The sequence below is a fragment of the Longispora urticae genome (assembly GCF_053902585.1).
This window is the reverse complement of the sequence record NZ_JAQZSH010000029.1, coordinates 227,232-249,036: the sequence shown is the minus strand read 5'-3', so window position 1 is coordinate 249,036 and position 21,805 is coordinate 227,232. Positions and strand designations below refer to the sequence as shown.

Here is a 21,805-nt window from a genome sequence, read left to right as displayed (position 1 = left end):
GCAGGGTCAGTTGGCCGGTAGCTCCCCGCTGGCAGGAACTCGTGCTCTCCGGGTGCCGCGACGCGGTCGGGCCCGCGTCGTCGACCGCGTCTGCGCCGCCGATCCCGAAGAACACGGCCCCGCCGGCCCCGAGTGCCAGCACCACGAGGAGACCGGACAGGAGCCGGTGCTGGGTGCGGCGGGTGTGGTACTCGGTGCGGGCTCGTTGGTGATCGGCCTTGGCCACGCCGAGGGACCGCCACACCAACCAGGCACCGACGGCCACCGCGACCACGACTCCGAGCACCACGAGGCGGTTCCCCGCGCCACCCGCACCGGCCGGGCCACCGCGAGGGCGGCGGTGATCGTGTCCATCAGCTTGGGCAGGGCGTGCGCGGCCACCGACCTGTGCCCGGGGCGCAAGCCCACCGCGCAAACCGACTTGTTGAGTTGCGTCGCAGCGGTGAGGAACGCCGACCGGGCGTCTACGAGTGCGGTCTCAGCGACCTGCCACCCCACCGGCCAGCCCCAGTCCGGCGGTCCGTCGATGCGGGCCAGGAGTGCGTCGACGTCACGGTCGGTGGCGGCGAGCGCCCGTCGAACGCGCAGCACGGCGAACCCCGGTAGCGCCACCCGGGCCACGCACCCGGCGAGCAGCAGGCCGGCGGCACACGCGGCGGGGACCGGCGGCATCCAGATCACGGTGGCGGCGACGATCCCGAGGCCTGCGACGACCGTGAACCCGGTACTCCGCAGTGTGCGTTGTCGGCAGGCGTCGGCGATGTCGTAGCTGATCTGGCCGGCCAGGTCCTTGGCCTGGCTGGCCGCGTGAGCGGCGGGCCCGTCGGGGTCGGTGGTGACGAGGGCGTCGGCGCAGGCGGCCAGCAGGAGCCCGCAGCGCGTCCACGCGAGCACGGCGGGCTCGCAGCCGCAGCGGGGACTGAAGCGAAGGAGGATCGGGGTGATCATGGAAGGTGCCTCACGGTGAGGGTGGGTCAGGAAGGTATATTTGGGTACAGCCACGCCGTCCAGGCGGCGAACCACAGCCCGCCGGTGAGCGCGAGGTGCGCGGCGGCGAGTTGGGCTAGGTGGCTGAGGCGGTGGCTGCGGCCCGGGAGGGCGCACACAGCCAGGTAGGCGGCCAGGCCGGCGAGCAGCAGCCGCTGCCCGGTGTTCCACTGGGCTTCGATGACGGGAACTGAGGGGCAGTCGGTGAGCAGACAGTCGGCGACCGGCCCGAGGACCCGGCACACCGCGCCCGGCACCGCCAAGCCCAACAGCGCTGCGAGGGCGATGAGCGCGGCAGGCAACGACACACCCTCATCCGCGACCGGGACCGGCGTGGGCTGGTCAGGCTGCGCGCGTAGCCGATGCGGCCGGGTCGCCGCCGTTGCCGTCTGGGGATCGCGAGGTCGGTGCAGGGTCGGCGCGCTCACTGTTCCTCCAGGTCGCACAGGGCGATGAGGGTCGCGGCGTGCCGGTAGATCAGGGGCATGGTCAGTAGGTGCCGGCCGGCGAGGTGGGAGATGATCTGGCCGAGCAGGCTCTCGGGGAGCGCCCCGCTGCGGTGCAGGGTGCGCAGGCGCAGCCAGCACCGGACGCGGCGATGGACCGCGTCGAGCAGTGCCTCGTCGGGGACGGGTTGGCCGACGACGGTGGCCAGCAGCGATGCGGGTAGCAGCTCCCACACGACCCGGTCGGCCAGGGCGTCCCCGTCGGGCATCCGGGTGGTGATCATGTGCGGGACATGACAGTGCCCGGCCGGGGCAGGCTCGTCGGGTGGGGTCGCCTGGGTGACGGCCGGCATGTGGTGCCCGAGAAGCTGGCAGCGTGCCGCCGACAGGTCATCGGCGACGGCGAGCGCCACCCCGATCAGCGCCGCCGACGGCAGATGTCCCTCAAGCGCGGGGACGGCGGTGACGGCACGGACGCCCGGCTCCCACACCGCGCGCACCGCCGCGGGGTGCACCTCGTGGCCGGGGTGCGGGGTCCATCGGGCCTGGTACGGACCGAGGCTCCCGAGGACCAGCCCACCGGATGCGGTGTCCTCGCCAAGAGTCACGACACCCGGGCCGGGGACCGCTTCGCGGATCCAGGTGTGGGTCTGGCCCGCGAACACCGCACGGCCGGTGAGCATCCCTGGCTGGGTCACATCCGCCACAGGCTGGCCTCCGTCCCGGTATAGCCCACCGCGTACCGGGCGCCCGGCTCCAGCGCGAAGATGCCGCCGTCGTGGGTGGGCAGGGCGTGGGCGTAGTGTTCGCCGGCGACCAGGTGTCCGATCGGGACGAGGTGCTTGCCGCTGAGGCTGGCCAGCCAGCGGCCGTGCTCGTCGCGGACGATGAGCAGGTCGCCTTTCGGGAGCCAGTCCCCGATCAGTCGTCCGCCGCCGACGGGATGGCACATGACGCCCACAACCTGACCGCGGCGGAGCTTGCGATCGAGTCCGGTCACGTTCACGGAACCCAAAAGTTGCCAGTCCTGTGTCTGCCCCGGAAGGGAGTGCCGTCCCATGTCCAGCTCCCTCAGGCCGCCGGGGCCACGTTCGTGCCCGGGCTACGGGAGGCCTTGGCCGCGTACATGGCCGTGTCGGCGGCGGCCAGAGCCGCCGCCGGGTGGGCGACCGCCCGCAGGACGGCGCCGCCGACGCTGCTGGTGACCCGGATCGGCACGCACACCCCGGCCTCGATGACCAACTCGGCGGCGAGACGGCGGGCGTGGCGTTCGGCCAGAGCCTTGGACACCAGGCCCGGGATGGGCAGGAAAACGGAGAACTCGTCCCCGCCCACCCGCGCGACGATGGCACCAGGCCCGGCCGCCGTGCGCAGCCGGCGGGCGACCTCGACCAGGACCCGGTTGCCGGCCGGATGGCCAAACTGGTCGTTGACGTGCTTGAACCTGTCGATGTCGATGGCCAGGACCACGCCGGGGAAGGCCGCACGCTGCCGGAGCTGTTCGCGCCATCCGCGCCGGTTCGCAAGGCCCGTCAGGTCGTCGGTGACCGCCAGGCGCATCGCCACCGCCTGTTCGGCGCGGGCCCGGTGCGCGCGGTGGTGGGCGCGGCCCGCGAGGACGGTCAGCACTCCGGCTGCCACCCAGCCGCTGGCGGCCAGGACGGTCAATCTGTGGGGTCGCATTGTCATCACACCGCCAACTGGGCGAGGTCCAGGCGGGCCGTCCACGCAAGCTGCCCGCCGAGGTGTGCGGCGCTGCGGGCGTGGGTGGCGAACCGGGCCGACAGGCACGGCCACGTGCCGTAGCAGGTGGGATGCAGGCACTGGTCCGGAAAATCGGAGTGCTGCTGGTGCTCGGCGGCCAGCCTGTCGGCGGTGTCGGCCAGGAGGGGGTCAGCGACCGGCCCAGTGTCAGGTTCGAGTGCCACGACGAGATCCCTTCCAGCGCGCTACGACGACGGTTTCTGGCGGCGAGCCGGACGCCGGGAGCAGCGCCCGGCTCGCCTTAGTGCGGGTCTGCTGAGAGCTAGCGGAAATTGGCGGGGCGCAGCATCGGGAACACCCGCTGGCCGCCGGGCAGCACGATCGGGTCGCCGAGGTCGGCGTAGTCGTGGCGCAGGTACAGCTCCCGGCACTCCTCGGACGCGGCTTCCAGGTAGGCGCCCAGGTGCTCGCGGTCCAGTTCGGCGTGGTGGTGGGCCAGCAGCGCCGACCCCAGGCCCCGGCGCTGGGCGTCGGGGTGCACCGCGAGCAGCGCCAGGTGGTCGTGCGGGATGGCCTCGATCGCGGTGTGGCGGGTGTCGAAGTACGCCTCGAGGATCTCGAACCGGTCCAGGTGGCCGCCGACTGCGGCGGTGAGGCGCTGCTGGTGGTCGACGATCGCGGGAACGGTGCTGCCCTTGACCCCGCGGTGCGGCAACCACACGGCGGCCGCCTGGCCGTCGCCGAGCAAATCGATGTGGCCATGGGCGACGGCGTGCTCGACGTAGATGCGGAAGTAGTCGCCCAGCACCCGCTCACGCTCGGCGTCGTCAGGCCCGAGGTTGCGGCACAGCTCCTGCGGCGCGGCGGTGTCGGGCACCAGGTAGCGGCACACGTCCAGCTGCGTGAAGGCCTCGGCGATCAGCGCGGAGACGTTCTGCACGTCGGTGGCTGTGGCCCGGGTGATGATCAGGTTCTGGTTGTCCATGGGTTCTGTCCTTCTAGGAGTGGGCGCGGGGTGCGGGGTCGTCGAGGTGGGTGTCGAGGCCGGCGCGTACGCCGTGGCCGATGCGGCGGTAGACGTGCGGCACGGTCAGGCGCAAAGTGAGGCCCCACGCGCAGCCGGCGGCGACCAGCAGGGCCAGGGCGGTCGGGACGGCCCATCCCAGGGGCGAGTTGTCGGGGATTCCGAGGACTGCGGCGAAGTTCGCGACGGCCAGGCACACCATCGCGACGAGTCCGAGGCCGGACAGGCCAGGGGCGATGAGCCGGGCCCACGCGCCGGGTCGGTCGCCGCGTTGGGTGAAGTAGCCGATCACCGCCGCCGACGTGGCGGCCAGCAGTACCAGCACCCCGAAGCCGCCGGCGGTGCCGGCGATGTAGAACAGGCGGGTGACCGGGTCCCAGCCGCCTGCGGCGTAGGTGAGGATGACCGCGCCGATGAGGGCCGTCTGCACCAGCGACGCGGCCACCGGAGCGCCGGAGCGGGGCCCGAGGCGGCCCAGCCAGGCGGGGGCGACGTGCTCACGGCCGAGAGAGAACAGGTAGCGGCTGGACGTCTGGTGAAATGCCATCATCGCCGCCAGCAGGCTGCTCGCGAACAGCACCCGGACCGTCGTGGCCATGCCCGAGCCCAGCTGTTCGCCGGCGACGGTGGCGACCAGGTCCGGGCCGAGCTGCCCCGCCCGGTCCAGGAACGCCACAGGTCCGGTCGGTAGGAGCATGGCCCAGGAGGCGCCGGCGTACAGCACCGTCAGGACCAGCAGGGTGATGCGGGTGGCGCGGGCGACCGCGCCCGGCCGGGCCTCCTCGGCGTAGACCACGCCGTGTTCGAAACCCGCGAACGCCAAGACGATCACCACGAGCGCGGCGCCGAGCGCCGGCACCATCATCCGGGCCGGGTCCAGCCCGGCCCACGGCTGGAGCATCGGGTGGGTGTCGGTGGCGGCCGTGGCGACGTTCGAGGAGGCCGTCACCGCGACGACCGCCAGCTCTGCAGCGCACAGCACCGCCAGGACGCGCCCGGACAGGCTGATTCTGCGCACCCCCAGTAGCCCGACGGTCGCCCAGCACGCCAGCGCGGCCGTCCACCACGGTGGCGAGATGCCCCACCAGCCGTGGAGCAGCGGGACGACGGCCGCGCCGATCAGGCCGTAGGCGGCGGTCTGCACCGCCATGTACGACGCGACCGCCAGCCACGCCGCGCCCACCCCGGGCACCCGGCCCAGGCCGGCGGCGATGAATGTGTACATCCCGCCAGCTGACGGCAGGTGACGGGCCATCGCCAGGTAGCCCGGCAGGAACACCGCCAGCACCGCTCCGACGGTGAGGAACGCCGCCGGCAGGGCCACCAACCCGATGGACGCGAAGCCGGTGGGGATCACCCCGGCGGTGACCGTCAGCGTCGCGGCGGCGCTGAGCATGATGAACACCAGCGTCGCGGTTCCGAGCTGGCCGGTGCGCAGTGTCGAGGAAGCGTGGTTGCTGCCCAGGGGACGTTGGGCGTGCGCGGGTGGGGAGGACATGGCAGCTCCAGGGATGGGGGCGGGGTGAGGTCAGGCCCGGGGGGCCAGGGCGGTGGAGGAAACCGCGTGCTCAACGAGACCGAGCAGGTCAAACAAGTCCGGCGGCAGGCCGCGCACCAGGGCACGCAACGGGCCGTGCAAGTCGGGGTAGTCGCGCAGCCACCAGCGGTGCAGACCGATCGCCTGGACCAGACCCGCCAACACCACATCCGACATCGCGGTCTCAGCCCCCGGGCGAAGTCGGTTACGGGCCAGCACCGAGCACCGCTCCGCCTCGGTCGGGTCCACCGGCCGCACGGCCAGCCGCCATGAACGCCAGGACCGCTCGGGCCGGGTCAGGACGCCCTGTTCGATCAGGTCATCGCGTACCCACCCGGCCGCCTGACCGGCCAGCGCGCGCAGCCACACCTGCAGCGACGCTGGTGCCACCCCGCGGAGCGCGTCCGCGAACCGTCCAGCCGGGCCGTGCGCCTGGCCGTTGTTCGTCGGCAGCACCAACCCGGCATGCAGCACAGCCCGCCCGCAGTCCACCTCCGCGACCACCAACGCCGCCACCACACCCACGCCCAGCGCCACACCGTTGATCTGCGCTCGACCGGAGTCAGGATGGTGGGCGATCAGGTACAGGTCCTCGACCAGCCGCGATCCGGCACCCTCCAGCAGTCGCCCCTCTACCAGGGACTGCGAGTTCACGGAAGGACGGTGATGGCGACCAGCTACGCCGCTGTCCAGTCGCCCACGCGGAGCCGGCGGACGCCCATGAGCAGAGAGTGCTGGTCGCAGCGCTCCCATCGTCATCACCCTCCTGCCTGGTGGACGGTGTCATCGCCGACTTCAGATCCGAAGCCAGCCACAACCCGCATGGATAGGCCCGCACTCAACACCGGTTCTCTCCGAGCGGGCGCCCAGCCGGCTTCCTCCGGCAAGCGAGAATCACCCGTCCTCGCCTTGCCCTGTTCGGGTGCCTGACGGATCTCGATGTGCCGGGTGGCCGCCGTGCCCCTCGTCACGGCAGGCCACCCGGGGACGACCAGGATCAGCGCGCACGCGCCTGCCCGGTCACGGGCCACAGTGCTGTGGCTCGTCGGGGCCGCGTCCACGGCCCGCGCTCGCCATACGTCTCCGGATTCGCCGGCAGCGATGACCGCCGGCCGGCCGAGTGGTGGAGGGGGGAGGCTCCCACCACCCGCCAGCGGGAGGTCACGTGCGCTGGGGATAACCACGGAGACCTCCAGGACGATGACGAGAGTCAAAGGAACGCTGTTCACGACCGGCGAGCCGTCGTGCACACTGAGCCAACCGCCGATCACAGCTGGCGAATAGACCGTTCGCCGACTAGAGGTGGTGAACATGTTGAAAGATCCACTCCCACGGCAAGCGACGCTCGTGGTTTGGCTGGGGCGGCTGTTTCGCTGAACGGTGCAGGCGCGGTTCGCCACGAGCTGATGTGTGGTGGCGTTCAACTCGACCTCCCGCTCGGTCTTCGTTCGTGGGTGTCCGACTTGCGTGGCAACGTTTGATTCCACAGTCGCGGAAGGATCGATGCCGCTGAACGGCATTCAGGGGGAGGATGCGGGGAGGACTGAGGGAGTCCGAGGGGAGCGCGTGGCCTGCACTCGACGGAGTCCTGGCGATTTCCGCTGGGGCGGATAGGCTCCCGGAAGTGGAATTCTCGTTTTGTTGATCTCTCCGGGAGGTGCGCGGTGATCAGCCCGCATGTGCGGCACCTGCGGCTGGTGCAGGTCATCAGCGCGTCGTGCGCCGAGCTGGGCTGGACGTTGGGAGACCTGGCCAGGGCGATCAAAGTCAGCCGGCAGCGGGTGAGTCGGGTGATGAACCTGCACTCGAAGCCGACGATGGATGAGGTCCAGGACCTCGCCGACGTACTCAAGCTGGAAGGCGACGAGGCGCGGCAGTTCGAGCAGGTGGGCCACGACGCGCAGGCGGCCGGATGGTGGCATCGGATCCGAGAGAAGATCGGACCGCGCCAAGCCCTGTCAGCCGATCTCGAGTGCGGAGTGAAGGAGCTGTTCGAATACCACCTGACGATCCCTCCCGGCCTGCTGCAGACCCAGGAGTACACCGCAGCGCGGGCTGCGATCGACACCGCCGAGTGGCCCAAGGGCTTTGACCCCGCGCTGGCCGTGGAGGCCCGACGCCGCCGTCAGAGGGCGGTGCTGGGCCCCGGTGGTCCGCGGTACCAGGTGGTGATCGACGAGCTGGCCCTGCGCAGACTGACCGCGCCCTGGCAGGTGACGTGTGATCAACTGCGTCACATCGCCACGGTGGCCAGCACACCCAACCGGGTACTGGTCCGGGTGCTGCCGATCGACGCCCGCATCGACGGCAACAGCGTGCCCAAGAGCGCCTTCAGCCTCTACCGACACGAGCCCGGCGACCCGGAGATCGGCGTCGCCGATACCGTCACCTCCGACGTGATCATCACCGCGTCGGAGGAGGTCGCCGCCTACCACGAGCTTTTCGAGAAACTAGCCGACGCCGCGCTCAGCACGCACGACACGATGGATTTCCTGCACGACCTCGCCGACCAGATCACCCTCCAGAACAGGTAGCGCAACATGCCCGACACGACGTTCACCAACTGGCGTACCTCTACCCGCAGTGGTGGGGCGTCCAACTGTGTCGAGGTCGCCTTCACCAACGACGGCACCACAGGCGTGCGCGACTCCAAACACCGCGAAGGCCCGCAGCTGGAGTTCTCCCGCGCCGAATGGACCGCGTTCCTCCACGGCGTACGGAAGCGGCAATTCTGACGGCCATTGCGGCCTTCATGATCTACGTACGGTGTTGTGATCATCGACTGAGCGTGGAATGCTGATCTGACCACGCAAGTGGATATTCCACGCACACGGTCAGTCGCCACTCGGGCAGCCGGCCGCCGGAGGACCGCGATGCCCGCACCCAACAACGCGCTGCGCAACGCCCGGGAACAGATGCTGTCCCCTTCCGGGTCCGGCGAGCCGATGTCGCGCCAGGAACTGGCGGAACTGGTCAACCACGCCCTGTTCGAGAACACCGGCCACGAACACGCTCTCGACGCCAACCACATCGGCAAGTGGGAACGCGGTGAGATCCGCCGCCCCCTCCCCCACTACCTCACCGCGCTACGGCGGATCCTGAAGGCGGGTAGCAACGCCGAGCTCGGGTTCAGCCGAACGGGAACGGGGGCAGCGATGTCCGTGCCCGTGGGTACCGTGGAAGACGTGGACCGCAAGACCTTCCTCAGCAGGACAGTCGCCCTCGGGGCGGGTGTCCTGCTTCCACTGCCTGCCCCCTCGAATGCAGGCGGCCCGAGCCGGGTCGGTGAGTCCGATCTGGCCGGGATCGAGGACCTCACGACGTTCGTCGCGTCCACGGACAACACCCGGGGCGGAGGCGGCCTGGCCCTGACCGCGCTGCACACCCAGCTGACGGCGACCCTCCGCCTCAGAGCCGACGCCCACTGCTCGCCAGCCCTTCGCCCTCGGCTGGACGCCGCGGTCGGCAGCCTGGCCAGCGTGATCGCCTTCGTCGCCTTCGACAGCGGCGATGGTCCCTTCGCCGAAGGCGCTTACCAGGCCGCCCGGATCTGCGCGGAGGAGTCCGGCGACTGGCACCTGCGAGCCATCGTGCTCGCGGACATGGCCCGCCGCTCGATCTTCATCGGCGACCCCGACACCGGCCTCACCCACATCGAGACCGCCATGGTCCGCGCCGACCGGCTCACTTCCACCGAACGCGCGATGCTCCACGCCGTCCGGGCCCGCGCCCTCGCAGCCCTCGACCCCACAGACCCACACCGAGTCCAAGCCGCCATCGCCGCCGCAGACGACGAGTACAACGACCGGGCTGTCGAGGAGGACCCACCGTGGATGCAGTTCCACGACCTGGCCCAACACCACGGCGATACCGCCCACGCCCTCGCTGACCTGCGCCTGTCGTCCACCCGGACTGAGGCGCAGCAACGGCTCGCGTACGCCGTCGCCCACCACGGACCCGGATACGAGCGATCCCGGACCTTCGCCGCTCTCCGTCACGCCCAGGTCACATTCGATCTCGGAGACATCGACGCCGCCGTGCACCACGGCACCACCGCCACCCAACTTGCCAATGGCGTGCGGTCCCGGCGCGTCCTCTCGTGCCTGCGCGTGCTCGACACGACAGCGCAGCGCCAGCGCCCCCACCCAGGCGTCGACCAGCTCCGCGACCACATCCAGCACGCCATCGCCGCGTGAACACTGACGCCATCCAATTAGCCCGCCGGGCCTGTCGCCGCAACGGGATCGACCCGACCGGCTTGCGCCTCTTGCGCGCCGGCGAGAACACACTGTTCCTGCTCCCCTTCGGTCTCGTCGCTCGAGTCTCACGCCCTGGCCAGATCGACTCCGCCCGCAAGGAGGTCACCGTCGCCGGCTGGCTCAACCGATGCGGGATCCCGACCGTCTCCCCCGCTCAGGAGCTGGACACGCCCATCGTGGAGCTGAACGATCGGGCAGTCTCGTTCTGGCACCAACTCCCCCCACACACACCCTGCAGCCCCCACCAGTTGGGCACCGTGCTTCGAGCGATCCACGCACTCACCCCACCGACAGACTTCATCCTTCCCCGCCTGGAGCCCTTCGCCAGGCTGGAGCGCAGAATCATCGCCAGCACGACACTCTCCAAGGGCAACTGCGCATGGCTAACGCACCATCTGACGGCGCTCCAGGCTCAGTACGCGGCGATCAGACTCGACGAAGCCGAATCCGTCCTGCACGGCGATGCCTGGGACCACAACATCGTCACCACCACCTCAGGCCCCGTAGTGCTCGACCTCGAACGCTTCGCCATCGGTCCCCCAGCCTGGGACCTGACCATCAGCGCCGTCGACCACCAGACCTTTGCCACCCTCACCACCGCCGACTGGACCGAGTTCTGCGCAACCTACGGACGAGACGTCACAACCTGGCAGCACTACCCTCTCTTCCGCGACATCCGAGAACTACGGAAAGCAACCTTCGCCATCCAGATCGCCGACGAACAACCCCAACACGCCGAACAAGCGCAGTACCGGATCGCCTGCCTGCGGGGGCTGCACGGCCCCAGACCCTGGAACTGGCGAGCAGTCCCATGAGGGTCGTACGGGGGGCGCTACACGGAGGTTCTCTGGCGCAACTCCTCCGTAACGCGTCTTTGAAGCGTTCTGCCTGCGGCGGGGAGGTTGGTGCCGAGGGAGCCTAGGGTGCTTCGAACGGTGGCGATCGCCTTGTGGGCTCGGGCGGATCGGATGTCGGTCATGAGGTCGAGCGCGCTGTTCCAGTTGTGGCAGGCCTCGCCGAGGTTTCCCTGACGGGCCTGTGCGTCGGCCATGTTTGCCAGGGTGAGGCTGTGGATGCGCCGGTATTTGGCCGCGTCTCGCAGCTGGATGGACCGTCGAAACTGGTCTTCGGCGGCTCGGTGGTCGCCCAGGTCTCGGAGTGCTTGGCCAGCTTGAGAGGCCAGGGAGGACTCGCCGAAGTCCATGAACCTGATCCAGCCTGGTTCGGCGTCGGCGGCTGCTTTCGACAGCAGCCGTTCTGCCTCGCCCAGGGTCACCGCTGTAGCTTTGCTGTCCCCGGTGGCGGCCTGGCCCCTGGCGCGCAGGACGGTGAAGAGGGCGTGTGCGCCGGGGGTGGAGTGGTGGGCTGACCATTGCAGGGACGAGTCGGCGAGGTTGAGGCACAACTGTCCGTGGCCGAGGTCTACGGCCTGGTGTGCCATGGCGCGGAGGATGTAGCCGGCGAGTGCCCGGTCGTCGGCTTCGTTGGCCAGGCGAAGCCCGATGTTGTAGTAGTGCAGGGCCATCCCGTGCTGGGAGGTATCGAATGCCTTCCAGCCGACGAGGAACGCCAGTTCAGCGGCGGCGGTGAACATGGCTTTGCGGTCGTCGTCAGCGGTGAACGTGCCGTTGAGGTAGGCGGCGACGTCGGAGGTCAGGTACTCGACCACGGCCGTGCGGGCATGCCCACCTCCAAACTTCTCGTCGGCGCTGCGGGAGGCCGCGACCATGTCGCGGACGGCCTCGACCTCGCCCATTCCCACCCTGCCGCTGCCGCCCGCGGCCCGGGCCGTGCGTCCCCGGTCGGCGATCTCCTGCCAACGATCCAGGGGCAGCACCAGGCTCGTGAGGGAGTACAAGGCGTTGAGCTGGAAGTTCCGCCGGTCCATGTCTGCTCTCCCCAGGGTGACGAGGTCTGTGACTACGTCTCCCGACCAATCTAAGCCCAGCTCCCCCTCAGCGGCGCCCTTCGCTGTCGTGAGGCCTATCTCGGCGACGGTGACTCTACGGTGCGTCCTCCGGGAGATGGCCTCCGCGATGAACTGGGGTGCTCGGCCGCTGGGGCGTACTCCGGCGATCCAGTGCGCCACGTGCGTGCGGCCCAGTGCCGGCAGCGCTTCGCCGTTCTCGACGGCGATGCGGCGTACGGCCGCGGCGAACGCTTCGTAGGTGAGGCCGGTGTCCGTGATCGCGGCGCGCAGGGCGGTGTTGGGCTCCTTCGGTGGCCTGGGCATTGGACACCTCTCCTGGCTTGGTGCTCGCGGTCGTCTCGGCGCGTTCGTTGGTTGAGGGCTAGAGGGTGCGGGGGCCGGTGAGGTCGTCCTTCGTCGGCATGACGCACACCTCGGTCAGGACTCCGCGCGGGTACAGGTCGATGGCCAGGGCGATGGTCTCGGCAACCACGTCCGGGTCTAGAGCCCCTGGGCGGTCGCCGGGTTGGTGGTCGCGGAAGCTGCTGTCGGTGTGGCCGGGGTAGACCATGCACGTGTGAATGCCCTGGTGGGTCAGGTCGGCGCGCATCCCGGCGGTCAGACCGGCGAGGGCGTGTTTGGAGGCGATGTAGGCCGCTCTGTCGGGTTTGCCGACGAGGCTGAGTTCGGAGCCCACGTTGACGATCAGGCCGCGCCCGGCGCGGTGCAGCGCGGGCAGGCAGGCCCTGGCGATCAGCCACGCTGCGCGCACGTTGACGTTGCACTGGCCGTCCCACTCGGCGACGGTCAAGTCCTCCAGGGAGCCGAAGACGCCGATGCCGGCGTTGTTGACCACCGCGTGCAGGACCTCTGCCTCTGCGATCGCCGGAGCGAGGCTGTCCACGGCGGCCGGGTCGGCGAGGTCGGCGGCGATGGCGGTGACCCGCACTGTGCGCCGACATCGGGTCGCGACGTCCTCGAGCGACTCGGGGCTGCGCGAGACGAGCACCAGCTCGTAGTTGCCGGCGGCTGCCAGGCGCTGGGCGAGGGCGGCCCCGATGCCCTTGCCCGCTCCGGTGATCAACACGGTCGGACGGCGGCCGGTCACCACTGCCCCGCCTCGTCGGTGGAGAGAGGGGTGCGCCCGGTCGCGGTGGTATCGATGAGGATCTTTCCGCGCTGCGCCCCGTCGATGGTCACCAGCCGGTCGCCGGCCGCAGCCTGGGTGAGGAGGGCTGCGGCTCCGGCGGGGCTGACCAGGTGGGTGATGACCGGTCGCCACCGGCCGGGCCCGGTGGCGAGTGCGAGCATCGCGTCCTGGAGGTGGTCAGCGCTGGTTCCCCGGTGGCTGACGCCGCTGGCATGCACGCCCCCGACAACGATCGGGGTGAAGTTCGGTCGCGTGCCGCAGATGTTCGCGCGCCGTACCTGGGCCAGCGAGGTGGCGAGTGTGGCGTGGCGGCTGTCGGCGGACGGGTTGCCGTACACGTCGAGTACTCCACCTGGGTCAAGAAGCTGGGCGGCCAGGTCGATGGCGGTGTCGAAGCCGGCGCGCGGGACGCATACGAAGACCGCGTCGACCGGTTGCGCTGGGCGCTCTGCGGCGAGCAGAGCCAGGTGCGGAGGCACCAAGCCGCGTTTGATGGCCCAGTCCAGCCGGTCCGGGTTGGCGGAGATCAGGTAGGTCGGCACGCTGGTGTGTTGCCCGTAGAGGGCGTGCAGGGCGCCGATGCTGCCGGTGCCGATGACCGCAGCCGACCGGATCGGGCGGACCAGGTTCGCCAGCTGCCATCCGTAGATCACGGTCGCGAGAGGTTCGGCCAAGGCTCCGGCCCAGGTCGGCAGCCCGTCACGCAGGGGAACGAGACCGCCGCGTGAGACCAGTTCGGGCTCGGCGGTGAAGGTGTCGGTGAACAAGCCCGGGGTGCTGTGGCCGACGATGTGGTCCTGCGCGGCCGCGTCGACCGGGTTGACGATCACCCTCCGCCCTACCGCCAGGTGCGGGGCGCGGCTCTCGGTGACGACGCCGACGGCCTCGTGACCGAGCACACGGGCGGTGTCGGGGCGGGTGCCGGACAGGATCTGCAGGTCCGTGCCGCATATCCCCGCCCACCGCACCCGCACCGTCGCCCCGCCGTGGCGCAGCACCGCCGGCACCCTGGCGACCAGCCGCACTCCGGTTTCCGTGCGGTACAGGCTCCAGCCGGTCACCGAGCGGCCGTTTCGGTCAGCGCGTCGAACGCGCGCCGCAGGTCGGTCTCGGTCAGGTCATTGGCGAAGACGGACTTGCCTATACCGGCCGGCAAGGGTTGGCGCTGCTGACCGCCGCGGTGTCGCAGCGATGCGGCCAGGCCCTCGACGAGGAGCTTCGGGGTGAGGACCGCGTGGGTGACGGCCAGGCCCAGGCCCGTGATCAGGTTGATGACGCGGGTGTACTCGTCGGGGTCAAGGAGCCGTCGGTGCAGGGAGAGGGTGGCGCACACGGCCAGGTCGATGGCGACGGCTTCGCCGTGCAGCAGTTCACCGGCGGCCTGCATCTCCAGCACGCCGGAGAAGGTGTGCCCGGCGTCCATCCTGCGGTTGAGGTGCTGCTCGAACAGGTTCGGTGCCAGCTCGCTGAGCATCACGTGCACCGCCCGGCGCAGCACCCCGACCGACTCGGCCGGCTGGAACCGGGCCGCGGCGAGCCTCGCTCCGTGGTTCTCCAGGTCAGCGAACAGAACCGCGTCGCGCACGATGGCGACCTTGACGATCTCTCCCAGGCCGTTGCGGATGTGGCGGTCGTCGACGGTGGCCAGAAACGACCGGTCCAGCAGGACGGTGGCCGGCGGGTGGTAGGCGCCGATCAGGGACTTCTCGTCGCCGTAGTTGACGGCGGTCTTCACCCCGACCGAGGCGTCGACGTACCCGAGCAGCGTGGTCGGGACCCGCACATACGGGGTGCCGCGCCGGTACAGACCGGCGGCCAGCCCCGCGACGTCGAGGAGCACTCCCCCACCGATGGCGATCACCGTGTCGCGGCGGTGCAGTCCGCCCGCGCGCATCGCGTCGACGAGGCCGAGGATCGCGGCCGGGCCCTTGGTCTGCTCAGTGAGGGCGATCGGCTCGATGTGCGCGGTAAAGCCCCGCGCGGCCAGCCACGCCCGCATCGCCGCGCCGTGCAGGGCGTCCACCTGGGCGTCGATGACGATCATACGCCTACGCGGGTCTCCGTCCAGACCGGTGGAGGCGTGTTCCAGCAGGCCGTTGGCCGGGTCGAACAGCGCGCCCTCGGACTCCCGCACCGTGTAGGTGGCCGGCCGCTCGCTCGTGACGGTCCAGGAACCGGGGCCCGGACCGACCCGCAGGTGCTGTTCACTGTCGGGGCCCTTGGTGGCGGCGGTGGCCAGCACGTAGGAGGCCGCGCCGAGCAGGCCCAGGTCGTCGCTGTCGCCGGCGAGCCGCAGCCGCCGGGCCACGTGGTCGGGGTCGATGTCGAGGGCCTGGTAGACACCGAGCTTGTGCATCTGCCCGAGAAGGGACTCCAGCCACACCGGTCCCAGCGTGCGGGCAACGCCGCCGGTGAACGCGAACTCCTCAACCTCAGGGTCCACCGTCAGGTACACCCCCAGCACCTCTGCCATCGGTCGGGTGAACGCGTCGAGGAGGTTCAGGGACGCCTGGTCACCTTCGCGGAGCGCGACGGCGAACGCCGCCAGAACAGCGGCGTCGTCGGCTTCGTCGGCGACACCGAGCCAGGGGGCATGTCCGCGCAGGATCCGCGCCATCCCCCGACCGGAGGCGTACGCGTTGAGGTGCCGGGATCCGCCGCAGTCGCAAACCTCCTCAAGCTCCACACCGTCGATCGCGAACCGGACCGGCAGGTGGCCGATCTCCCCCTGCATCCCGTTGACGGCGTCCAGTGCCACCCGACGTGTGGGGAGTTCGGCGGTGCGGGCGGCAATGCCGGTGGACACCGTCACCAGACACACCCGCCTCGCCGCAGTCTGCGGGCGCACGTCGAGGTAGCCGAACAGGGCGGCGGTGACGTCGTTGATCACCGACCAGTCGAACTCAGGGGCAGCCTCGGCCAGCGCCGCCGGCAGATCGAACGGCCGGGACAGCGGCCCCCACAAGGGCCCGTTGTTCCACACGAAGCCGGTGGCGCCGTTGAGCGCGGCCCCGAACGACAGCCCCACCCGCGGCCTACCCGTACAGCCTGCCGTCTGCGCCAGTGCCCGGGCGGTGGTGGTGAGGTAGTCGATCAGGGCCGCCTGCAGGTCGGCGATCGTCGCCTCGGGCCGGGCTAGGTAGCTGATCGCCGGCGAACGGGCGTCGTCGTGCAGCGCGCCGTCGGTGACGATGCCGGACCGAAACGACGTGCCACCGAGGTCAAAGACGATCACAGGTCCGGTGGTGGCGGCCGGCGTCCAAGGGGCGGTGTTCGGGGACAGTGCGGGACTCTGGCTCATCGGGTGCCCTTCCAGCTAGTCGAAGACGGTGGGAGCGGTCGGGTCTGCGTGCACGGCGCACACCGCCACCAGCTCGTCGCGGATGACCCTCGTGACCGACAGATCAGCCGGCAGGTCCGACGGGGCGAACCAGCCGACCTCCTTGATCTCCCCGTACGAACCGACGCCCTTCGAGGCCGCAGCCTCCCCGGACTTCCGGTCACAGCCGACGAAGACGATGTTGACCCCGTACGGGAACGGCGGCTGGTGCTCGGCTCTGCGCGAACGGTCAAAGACACCCAGGATCCGGGTCGCGGTCACCGTCAGGCCGACCTCCTCGGCGACCTCGCGCACCACCGCGGCGGCGATCGACTCGTCGACGCCCTGGTAGCCACCCGGCACCGACCAACACCCGTCAGACTCCCGACACAGCAGCAACTCGCCGGCGTCATTGAAGATCACGGCCCGCACGTCGACCTTCGGCGTCGGCCAACCCAACTCCACACCCAGGAACGGCCGGACCTCAGCGACCGGGGCCCCTGCACCGTCGGCGATCATCTCCGCGACGATGTCGAGGACCTCGCTGTTGCGCTCGCGGGCGAAGTCGGAGTCGGCGTACAGCAGGTTCTGCTGGGCCAGGGCATGCAGCCTGGCGGCGAACCGCGCCCAGCGGGCGGAGGCGACGTCCGTCGTGGTCTCGGTCGAGCCGGCGGCACTGCTACTCATGATCAAACTCCTTGAAGTGTGGGGAAACGGTCAAGGGGTGAGCGTAGGAGCGCACGGCGCAGGTGCCTGCGCGGATCGCTGAAGCCGTTGCGCGAGTGCAGAACCCGCCAGTTATCCCAGACCAGCAGGCCACTGGCCTCGATCCTCACCGCGTGCCGGCAGGCGTCGAAGTAGTCCACGGTCCGGCCCACGAGAGCGTCGACAGCGGGGTCGGTGCGGTCGACCTCGAAGGTGGAGAACCGCAGCAGCCGGCCCATGCCGTGGTCGAGTTCCTCGAGCATCGGGTGGGTCGCGGAGTGGTGCAGCCCGAGACGGGCCGGACCCTCACCGGTGGTGAACGTGACCGCGGTGCGCGCGGTGGCCAGCTCCTCACCGGTGAGGGTGTCCAGGAACGCGTGCCCGTCGACCAGGAGGGTCTCCCCTCCGGGGCCTTCGGCCGGCCGCACGCACCAGAGCGCGACGTAGGCGGGCGGCACGCCGGGGAACTCGTAGTTCTCGGTGTGCGGCGCCAGCTCGCTCGTGTTCAACGAACTGCGCACGTCCTCAAGATCAGGGCGGGGCTTGATGTCGACGACGAGTTGCCCGTCGCGCTGCGGCATCAGCTCGCCGAACGCGGCGACAGCTGAGGCGTGGTCGAAGAACTCGCCTGCCCCGGTGATGTACGCCCAGCCGGTGCGGGCGACAAGGTCGCCCACCTGGTCGCGTTGCCGACCGGTGAAGTCTCTTGCCGCAGGATCGGTTAGGTGAAGGTGATGTTCCGGCGGAGCTGCCATGGTGCCTCCCAGGCGAAGATCAGCGGGTGGTGAAGCGGCGTGCCGGGTGATCACAGTGCGGTGCTGCGCCAGGAGTCCGTCAGCGCCTCGACGACCAATCTCGCCTCGGCAAGCGGCGGCCCGGTGAGAGTCGGCGGCAACACCCAGGCCGGCGCGCGTCTCCCGAGAACGGTCTGGCCACGGGTGCAGACGGTCATGGGCGAGACCGGGCACGCGCCCAGCGCCTCCTGTGCCGCGCCGATGGTCCCGGCCCGCACGAGGAACAGCAGTTCACCGTCACGTTCGGCCACCGCGACGTGCAGCGCTCGGCGATCCAGCGCCTCGAAGATCCCGCACCCGGCTGAGACTGGCGCGATGATCACATCGAAGTTCCAGCCCGGCGGGCAGACCAACCCCACCCACTGGCCGTCGGTCCTGGAGCCGGACTGCCACGTCGTTGTCGCCACCGCTCACCTCCGCGCCCGGATTGCCTCTACGAGGAGGAAACTCCGCTAACGCATCGGCGAGTACCCATGTTGATCACTGGGCATGTTGAACATGTTGAACACCGCGACGCCCAGACGTCCCTGGCGCATCACGGACCGCCCGACCTCTTCCGTCACGCCTGAGACTGCGCACTCGCCACGGCAGCAAGCGGGCGGACTTTGGGCGGCGAATCTGTCCGGCACCTGGCAGGCTGACGTGCATGTGATCCGTCGCCCGGTTTCCGTTCGCTCCACCCGGGCACCCGCTTCCGGGAGGGCTACGCGACGGCGATCGCGGCGAGGGAGATACCCCGCCCTCCGGCCAAGGTGACCACAGCGGCCGAGCGCGCGGGAGCGTCTGTGGGGAAGTGTTCGGCGTAGACGTTGTTGATGGTGGCGAGGTTGTTCAGGTCGGTGTAGAAGACCGTGGTCTGCACGACGTGGGTGAGATCGGCCCCGGCGGCGGTCAGGACGGCGTTGAGGTTGGTCAACGCTTGGCGGACCTCGGCTTCGAACCCTCCGTCGGGGAGCGTTCCGGTCTTGGGGTCCACTCCGGTCTGGGCGGACACAAAGATCAGGCCGCCGGCTTTGGTGGCCGGCGAGTACGGGCCCAGGGCAGGCAAGTCTGGGCTGGTCACAGTCTGGAAGTGCTGCACGCGGTTCTCCTGGCAGGTTGCGACGGCGGGGCGTGGTCAGGCTCGGTCGTTGCGGGCGTTGGCGACCCGGTGCTCCAGGCCGCGCTGGCGTAGCTCGTGGGCGGGTTGCGTGAGCCGGGTACCCAGCGATCCCAAGGTGCTGATCATGGTGTTCACGGCCGCTCGCGCCCGGCGGAGCGTAGGCCGTCCATGTGGTCGAGCGCGTCGTTCCACGTCGCGCACGCGTCCCCCAGCTTCCCGGCCGCCCACTGGGTGGCGGCGAGGTTGGCCAGTGTCAGGGCGTGGATGCGGCGGTGCGCGCCGCCGTTGCGCACGGCGGTGGAGCGTTGGAACTGCCGCTCGGCCTCCCCCAGGTCGCCGAGGTCGCGGAGGGTCTGGGCGGTCTGGTTGGCCAGCGACGCCTCCCCGAAGCCCATCCGCCGCAGCCAGATCGGCTCCTCATCGACGTCGACCCGGGCCAGCAGCCCCTCAGCGTGCCGGAGAGTGGCCCGGGCCTGGACGGGCTGGCGGTCGACGGCCAGGCCCCGGGCACGCACGACGGTGAACAGGGCGGCAGCGGCCGGTGTGCGGTGCTTGCGGGACCAGTCCAGGGCGACATCGGCCTGTCGGACACATTCGGCGCCGTGTCCGAGGTCGGCGGCCTGGTGCGCCAACGCCCGCAGGATGAACCCGGCCAGGCCGCGGTCATCGGCCTCGTCGGCCAACCGCAGGGCGCGGTGGTAGTACATCTGGGCCAGGCGGTGCAGGTTCGAGTCGAACGACTTCCACCCGGCCAGGTACGTCAGCTCGGCGGCGGCGGAGAACATCGCCCGCCGCACCGCCTCGGAGGCGAAGTTGCCGTCGAGGTAGGCCGCGACATCATCGGTCAGGTACTGCACGACCACCCTGCGGGCGTGGCCACCGCCCTGGCGTTCATCGACCCTGGACAGCGCGGCGATCATGTCGCGCACCGCCTCCACGTCCCCCACGCCCACGAGCCCGCCCCGGGCCTGAACCGCGGCACCTCGCTCGGCTGCTTCGCGCGAGGTGGTTGCCGGGAGGGTGGCGCCCATCAGGAGGTAGACGCTGGCCTGGGTAAACGCTCGACGTTCCAAGTCGGCTCTCCCCACGGTGACAAGATCGGCGACAGGGTCTCCTGACCAATCTAAGGTCGCCGACACCGTTGGCGTAGCCTCTCCCACACCCCAACCAAGATCATCAACGGTGATCGGGCGGTGGAACCGACGCGAGGCCGCCTCCGCCAGATAGCTGGGAACCTTCCCCCTCGGCTTGGAACCGGCGACCCAGTACGCCACCTGCGACCGGTGCAACGCCGCCAGGTTCTCACCGTTCTCCCTGGCCACAGCCCGCACCGCCGCCGCGCACGCCTCATAGGTCCAACCGGCATCGGCCAGCAGCGCGGCCAGCTTGTCGTTGCGGGTACGACCCATAAACGCAGTCTCCTCGACCCCGGGTACCTAGTTCAACCTCTTCAACACCCTGCTCACCGGGAGGACAGAAACGCCAGAGCCTCAGACGGGTGCGACAGGACGACGTGCGCCGGTTCGGCCGGGTCGTGCAGGTGTCCCCAGCCGGCGGCGAGGGCCTGGGCGCCGGCGGCGTGCGCGGCGCGCAGGTCGACGTTGGCATCACCCACGTATCCGATGGCGGACGGCTCAATGCCCAACTCGACGGCCACCCGCAGCAAACCGTCGGGCGCGGGCTTGGCCGGCACCTGATCACCACCCACGACCAACTTCGGGTGGATACCCGCCGGGCCCAGCAGTGCGTGCGCGGCGCGGCACGTCGTGCCGGTGAACACCACCACCGGCAGGCCCATGCCGACTAGCGCCGCCAGCGTGGGCAGGATTCCCGGGTACGGGGTCACCGCCACCCCGCCCAGCAGTCGGTAGTACACGTCCGGCTCGCCGTCGGACAGTGGTCGGCCGAGGAAGTGTTCCAGGATGACCTCGGGCGTGCCCAGTGAGTAGGCCGTCACGACCTCCGCCGCGTCAGGCCGGGACCCGCCCAGTTCTGCGATCGCTTCGGCCAGGGCGTCCGGTACGACCCCGGTCGAGTCGATCAGAGTGCCGTCCATGTCCCACACCAGATGGCTCACCATCCACCCATTTTGCCCACACGAGCAGACACTGTGATCGCAGGGGCGGCCCGCTTAGGCAGCAAGCAGTGGGACCACGTGGAAAGGTTCATTCGCGCCTAGAGATCTTTGTGATCTCACCACCGCTAGCCGGCGGGGTCAGTCCCGCCAGTGGAACCAGGCGTCGAACACCGTGAAAGGCGGCTCCGCGAGAATTGTGTCGACGTTGATCTGCGGGTCGATCGCCGCCGCCAGGATCCCCGGCCCCAGCACAGCGATGTCATGGCGTGCGAGCACGTTGGCGACGTCAGCACCAACGGCTTCCCAACCCTCAACGGGCAACGTGGAAACACTGCGAACAGACACCATCGACGCCGCACTGTTCCCATCAGCATCGACCGAACGCCACGAGCCGGAGCAGACGCAGGCCACCGGCGCCAAACGGCACAGTAAGACAGACAGGCCCTCGGTCCGCATACTCGTCGAGTACTCCGCAAACGTCGCCGAGCCGTCCCGCCGGGTCACAACAACCTCGACGAAGGACGCGAACCCGGAGCCGTAGTGATCGAACTCCGCGCGGTCGACGACCGCCGCCGAAGACCGATCAAGATCTGCGACAACCGCCCGCAACAGACCGTCAACGCGCTCCGCCGACAACCCCCAAGACTTCCAAGGCCCCTGGACCTGGTTTCGCGACGCGGCCCACTGAGCCGGGCCGGACCCGACAAGCTCGGGCAGTGGCACTTTCATTCCGTCAGGCCCCCTTGACCAACTGACGATCACAGCCGCTTCGGCACCGGCATAGCCTCGCAC

At 70.1% G+C, this 21,805-nt stretch carries 24 protein-coding genes; 4 read left to right on the top strand and 20 right to left on the bottom strand.

The genetic code is table 11. From position 1 onward, the window contains the following. Positions 1 to 6 precede the first annotated feature (6 nt). From PT931_RS20485 to PT931_RS20445, 9 genes are all read right to left on the bottom strand, one after another. Positions 7 to 948: a hypothetical protein gene (locus PT931_RS20485; protein ID WP_456247355.1), complete on the bottom strand. Its 942-nt coding sequence runs from the start codon at positions 946 to 948 to the stop codon at positions 7 to 9. Positions 949 to 974: 26 nt separating this feature from the next. Further along, a complete protein-coding gene (locus PT931_RS20480) occupies positions 975 to 1,289 on the bottom strand; it encodes a hypothetical protein (protein ID WP_456247354.1) in 315 nt (104 codons plus the stop codon). 122 nt (positions 1,290 to 1,411) lie between these two features. Further along, positions 1,412 to 2,116, bottom strand: coding sequence for a hypothetical protein (locus tag PT931_RS20475; RefSeq protein ID WP_456247353.1), 705 nt, complete (start codon positions 2,114 to 2,116; stop codon positions 1,412 to 1,414). Between the two features lie 11 nt (positions 2,117 to 2,127). Next, positions 2,128 to 2,433: a hypothetical protein gene (locus tag PT931_RS20470; protein ID WP_456247352.1), complete on the bottom strand. Its 306-nt coding sequence runs from the start codon at positions 2,431 to 2,433 to the stop codon at positions 2,128 to 2,130. Between the two features lie 71 nt (positions 2,434 to 2,504). Beyond that, entirely contained in the window at positions 2,505 to 3,116 is a 612-nt protein-coding gene (locus tag PT931_RS20465) for a GGDEF domain-containing protein (RefSeq protein ID WP_456247351.1), read from the bottom strand. Between the two features lie 5 nt (positions 3,117 to 3,121). Then, complete coding sequence (locus PT931_RS20460; protein ID WP_456247350.1) at positions 3,122 to 3,361, bottom strand: hypothetical protein; 240 nt, start codon at positions 3,359 to 3,361, stop codon at positions 3,122 to 3,124. A gap of 98 nt (positions 3,362 to 3,459) precedes the next feature. Next, positions 3,460 to 4,122 (bottom strand): GNAT family N-acetyltransferase, encoded by a 663-nt coding sequence (locus tag PT931_RS20455; RefSeq protein ID WP_456247349.1) that lies wholly within the window; start codon positions 4,120 to 4,122, stop codon positions 3,460 to 3,462. 13 nt (positions 4,123 to 4,135) lie between these two features. Beyond that, positions 4,136 to 5,659 (bottom strand): APC family permease, encoded by a 1,524-nt coding sequence (locus tag PT931_RS20450; protein WP_456247348.1) that lies wholly within the window; start codon positions 5,657 to 5,659, stop codon positions 4,136 to 4,138. Between the two features lie 30 nt (positions 5,660 to 5,689). Further along, on the bottom strand, positions 5,690 to 6,352 hold the full coding sequence (locus PT931_RS20445) for a GPP34 family phosphoprotein (RefSeq protein ID WP_456247347.1): 663 nt from the start codon (positions 6,350 to 6,352) through the stop codon (positions 5,690 to 5,692). A gap of 1,010 nt (positions 6,353 to 7,362) precedes the next feature. On the opposite strand from PT931_RS20445, the gene PT931_RS20440 reads away from it, so the two are divergent. From PT931_RS20440 to PT931_RS20425, 4 genes are all read left to right on the top strand, one after another. After that, entirely contained in the window at positions 7,363 to 8,232 is an 870-nt protein-coding gene (locus PT931_RS20440; RefSeq protein ID WP_456247346.1) for a helix-turn-helix domain-containing protein, read from the top strand. A 6-nt stretch (positions 8,233 to 8,238) separates the two neighbouring features. After that, positions 8,239 to 8,433, top strand: a complete 195-nt coding sequence (locus PT931_RS20435) for a DUF397 domain-containing protein (RefSeq protein WP_456247345.1) — start codon at positions 8,239 to 8,241, stop codon at positions 8,431 to 8,433. 138 nt (positions 8,434 to 8,571) lie between these two features. Next, a complete protein-coding gene (locus PT931_RS20430; RefSeq protein WP_456247344.1) occupies positions 8,572 to 9,894 on the top strand; it encodes a helix-turn-helix domain-containing protein in 1,323 nt (440 codons plus the stop codon). Beyond that, positions 9,891 to 10,772: a phosphotransferase family protein gene (locus PT931_RS20425; protein ID WP_456247343.1), complete on the top strand. Its 882-nt coding sequence runs from the start codon at positions 9,891 to 9,893 to the stop codon at positions 10,770 to 10,772. The genes PT931_RS20430 and PT931_RS20425 overlap by 4 nt, the downstream gene beginning before the upstream one ends. A 17-nt stretch (positions 10,773 to 10,789) precedes the next feature. Here PT931_RS20425 and PT931_RS20420 read toward each other — a convergent pair whose 3' ends face one another. The 11 genes from PT931_RS20420 to PT931_RS20370 form a co-directional block, all read right to left on the bottom strand. Next, a complete protein-coding gene (locus PT931_RS20420) occupies positions 10,790 to 12,190 on the bottom strand; it encodes a Tat pathway signal protein (RefSeq protein WP_456247342.1) in 1,401 nt (466 codons plus the stop codon). Between the two features lie 58 nt (positions 12,191 to 12,248). After that, a complete protein-coding gene (locus tag PT931_RS20415) occupies positions 12,249 to 12,953 on the bottom strand; it encodes an SDR family NAD(P)-dependent oxidoreductase (protein ID WP_456247341.1) in 705 nt (234 codons plus the stop codon). A gap of 17 nt (positions 12,954 to 12,970) precedes the next feature. Beyond that, complete coding sequence (locus tag PT931_RS20410) at positions 12,971 to 14,077, bottom strand: alcohol dehydrogenase catalytic domain-containing protein (RefSeq protein WP_456247340.1); 1,107 nt, start codon at positions 14,075 to 14,077, stop codon at positions 12,971 to 12,973. Continuing rightward, entirely contained in the window at positions 14,074 to 16,317 is a 2,244-nt protein-coding gene (locus PT931_RS20405; RefSeq protein ID WP_456247339.1) for an ROK family protein, read from the bottom strand. The genes PT931_RS20410 and PT931_RS20405 overlap by 4 nt, the downstream gene beginning before the upstream one ends. Positions 16,318 to 16,332: 15 nt before the next feature. Then, positions 16,333 to 17,022, bottom strand: a complete 690-nt coding sequence (locus PT931_RS20400; RefSeq protein ID WP_456247338.1) for an NUDIX hydrolase N-terminal domain-containing protein — start codon at positions 17,020 to 17,022, stop codon at positions 16,333 to 16,335. A gap of 2 nt (positions 17,023 to 17,024) precedes the next feature. Further along, positions 17,025 to 17,795: a TauD/TfdA family dioxygenase gene (locus PT931_RS20395; RefSeq protein WP_456247337.1), complete on the bottom strand. Its 771-nt coding sequence runs from the start codon at positions 17,793 to 17,795 to the stop codon at positions 17,025 to 17,027. 50 nt (positions 17,796 to 17,845) lie between these two features. Then, positions 17,846 to 18,241: a hypothetical protein gene (locus PT931_RS20390; protein WP_456247336.1), complete on the bottom strand. Its 396-nt coding sequence runs from the start codon at positions 18,239 to 18,241 to the stop codon at positions 17,846 to 17,848. Between the two features lie 296 nt (positions 18,242 to 18,537). Beyond that, positions 18,538 to 18,915 (bottom strand): Rid family detoxifying hydrolase, encoded by a 378-nt coding sequence (locus PT931_RS20385; RefSeq protein WP_456247335.1) that lies wholly within the window; start codon positions 18,913 to 18,915, stop codon positions 18,538 to 18,540. 152 nt (positions 18,916 to 19,067) lie between these two features. Beyond that, entirely contained in the window at positions 19,068 to 19,883 is an 816-nt protein-coding gene (locus tag PT931_RS20380) for a hypothetical protein (RefSeq protein ID WP_456247334.1), read from the bottom strand. A 515-nt stretch (positions 19,884 to 20,398) separates the two neighbouring features. Then, on the bottom strand, positions 20,399 to 21,016 hold the full coding sequence (locus PT931_RS20375; protein ID WP_456247333.1) for an HAD family hydrolase: 618 nt from the start codon (positions 21,014 to 21,016) through the stop codon (positions 20,399 to 20,401). Positions 21,017 to 21,151: 135 nt separating this feature from the next. Then, positions 21,152 to 21,649, bottom strand: a complete 498-nt coding sequence (locus tag PT931_RS20370; RefSeq protein ID WP_456247332.1) for a hypothetical protein — start codon at positions 21,647 to 21,649, stop codon at positions 21,152 to 21,154. Positions 21,650 to 21,805 lie beyond the last annotated feature (156 nt).

Bases quoted from the DNA above. Each gene is read 5' to 3' on its own strand.
- PT931_RS20485 (WP_456247355.1), bottom strand. From the start codon at position 948: ATGATCACCCCGATCCTCCTTCGCTTCAGTCCCCGCTGCGGCTGCGAG.
- PT931_RS20475 (WP_456247353.1), bottom strand. From the start codon at position 2,116: ATGCTCACCGGCCGTGCGGTGTTCGCGGGCCAGACCCACACCTGGATC.
- PT931_RS20465 (WP_456247351.1), bottom strand. From the start codon at position 3,116: ATGCGACCCCACAGATTGACCGTCCTGGCCGCCAGCGGCTGGGTGGCA.
- PT931_RS20455 (WP_456247349.1), bottom strand. From the start codon at position 4,122: ATGGACAACCAGAACCTGATCATCACCCGGGCCACAGCCACCGACGTG.
- PT931_RS20450 (WP_456247348.1), bottom strand. From the start codon at position 5,659: ATGTCCTCCCCACCCGCGCACGCCCAACGTCCCCTGGGCAGCAACCAC.
- PT931_RS20435 (WP_456247345.1), top strand. From the start codon at position 8,239: ATGCCCGACACGACGTTCACCAACTGGCGTACCTCTACCCGCAGTGGT.
- PT931_RS20430 (WP_456247344.1), top strand. From the start codon at position 8,572: ATGCCCGCACCCAACAACGCGCTGCGCAACGCCCGGGAACAGATGCTG.
- PT931_RS20420 (WP_456247342.1), bottom strand. From the start codon at position 12,190: ATGCCCAGGCCACCGAAGGAGCCCAACACCGCCCTGCGCGCCGCGATC.
- PT931_RS20405 (WP_456247339.1), bottom strand. From the start codon at position 16,317: ATGAGCCAGAGTCCCGCACTGTCCCCGAACACCGCCCCTTGGACGCCG.
- PT931_RS20400 (WP_456247338.1), bottom strand. From the start codon at position 17,022: ATGAGTAGCAGTGCCGCCGGCTCGACCGAGACCACGACGGACGTCGCC.
- PT931_RS20395 (WP_456247337.1), bottom strand. From the start codon at position 17,795: ATGGCAGCTCCGCCGGAACATCACCTTCACCTAACCGATCCTGCGGCA.
- PT931_RS20375 (WP_456247333.1), bottom strand. From the start codon at position 21,016: ATGGTGAGCCATCTGGTGTGGGACATGGACGGCACTCTGATCGACTCG.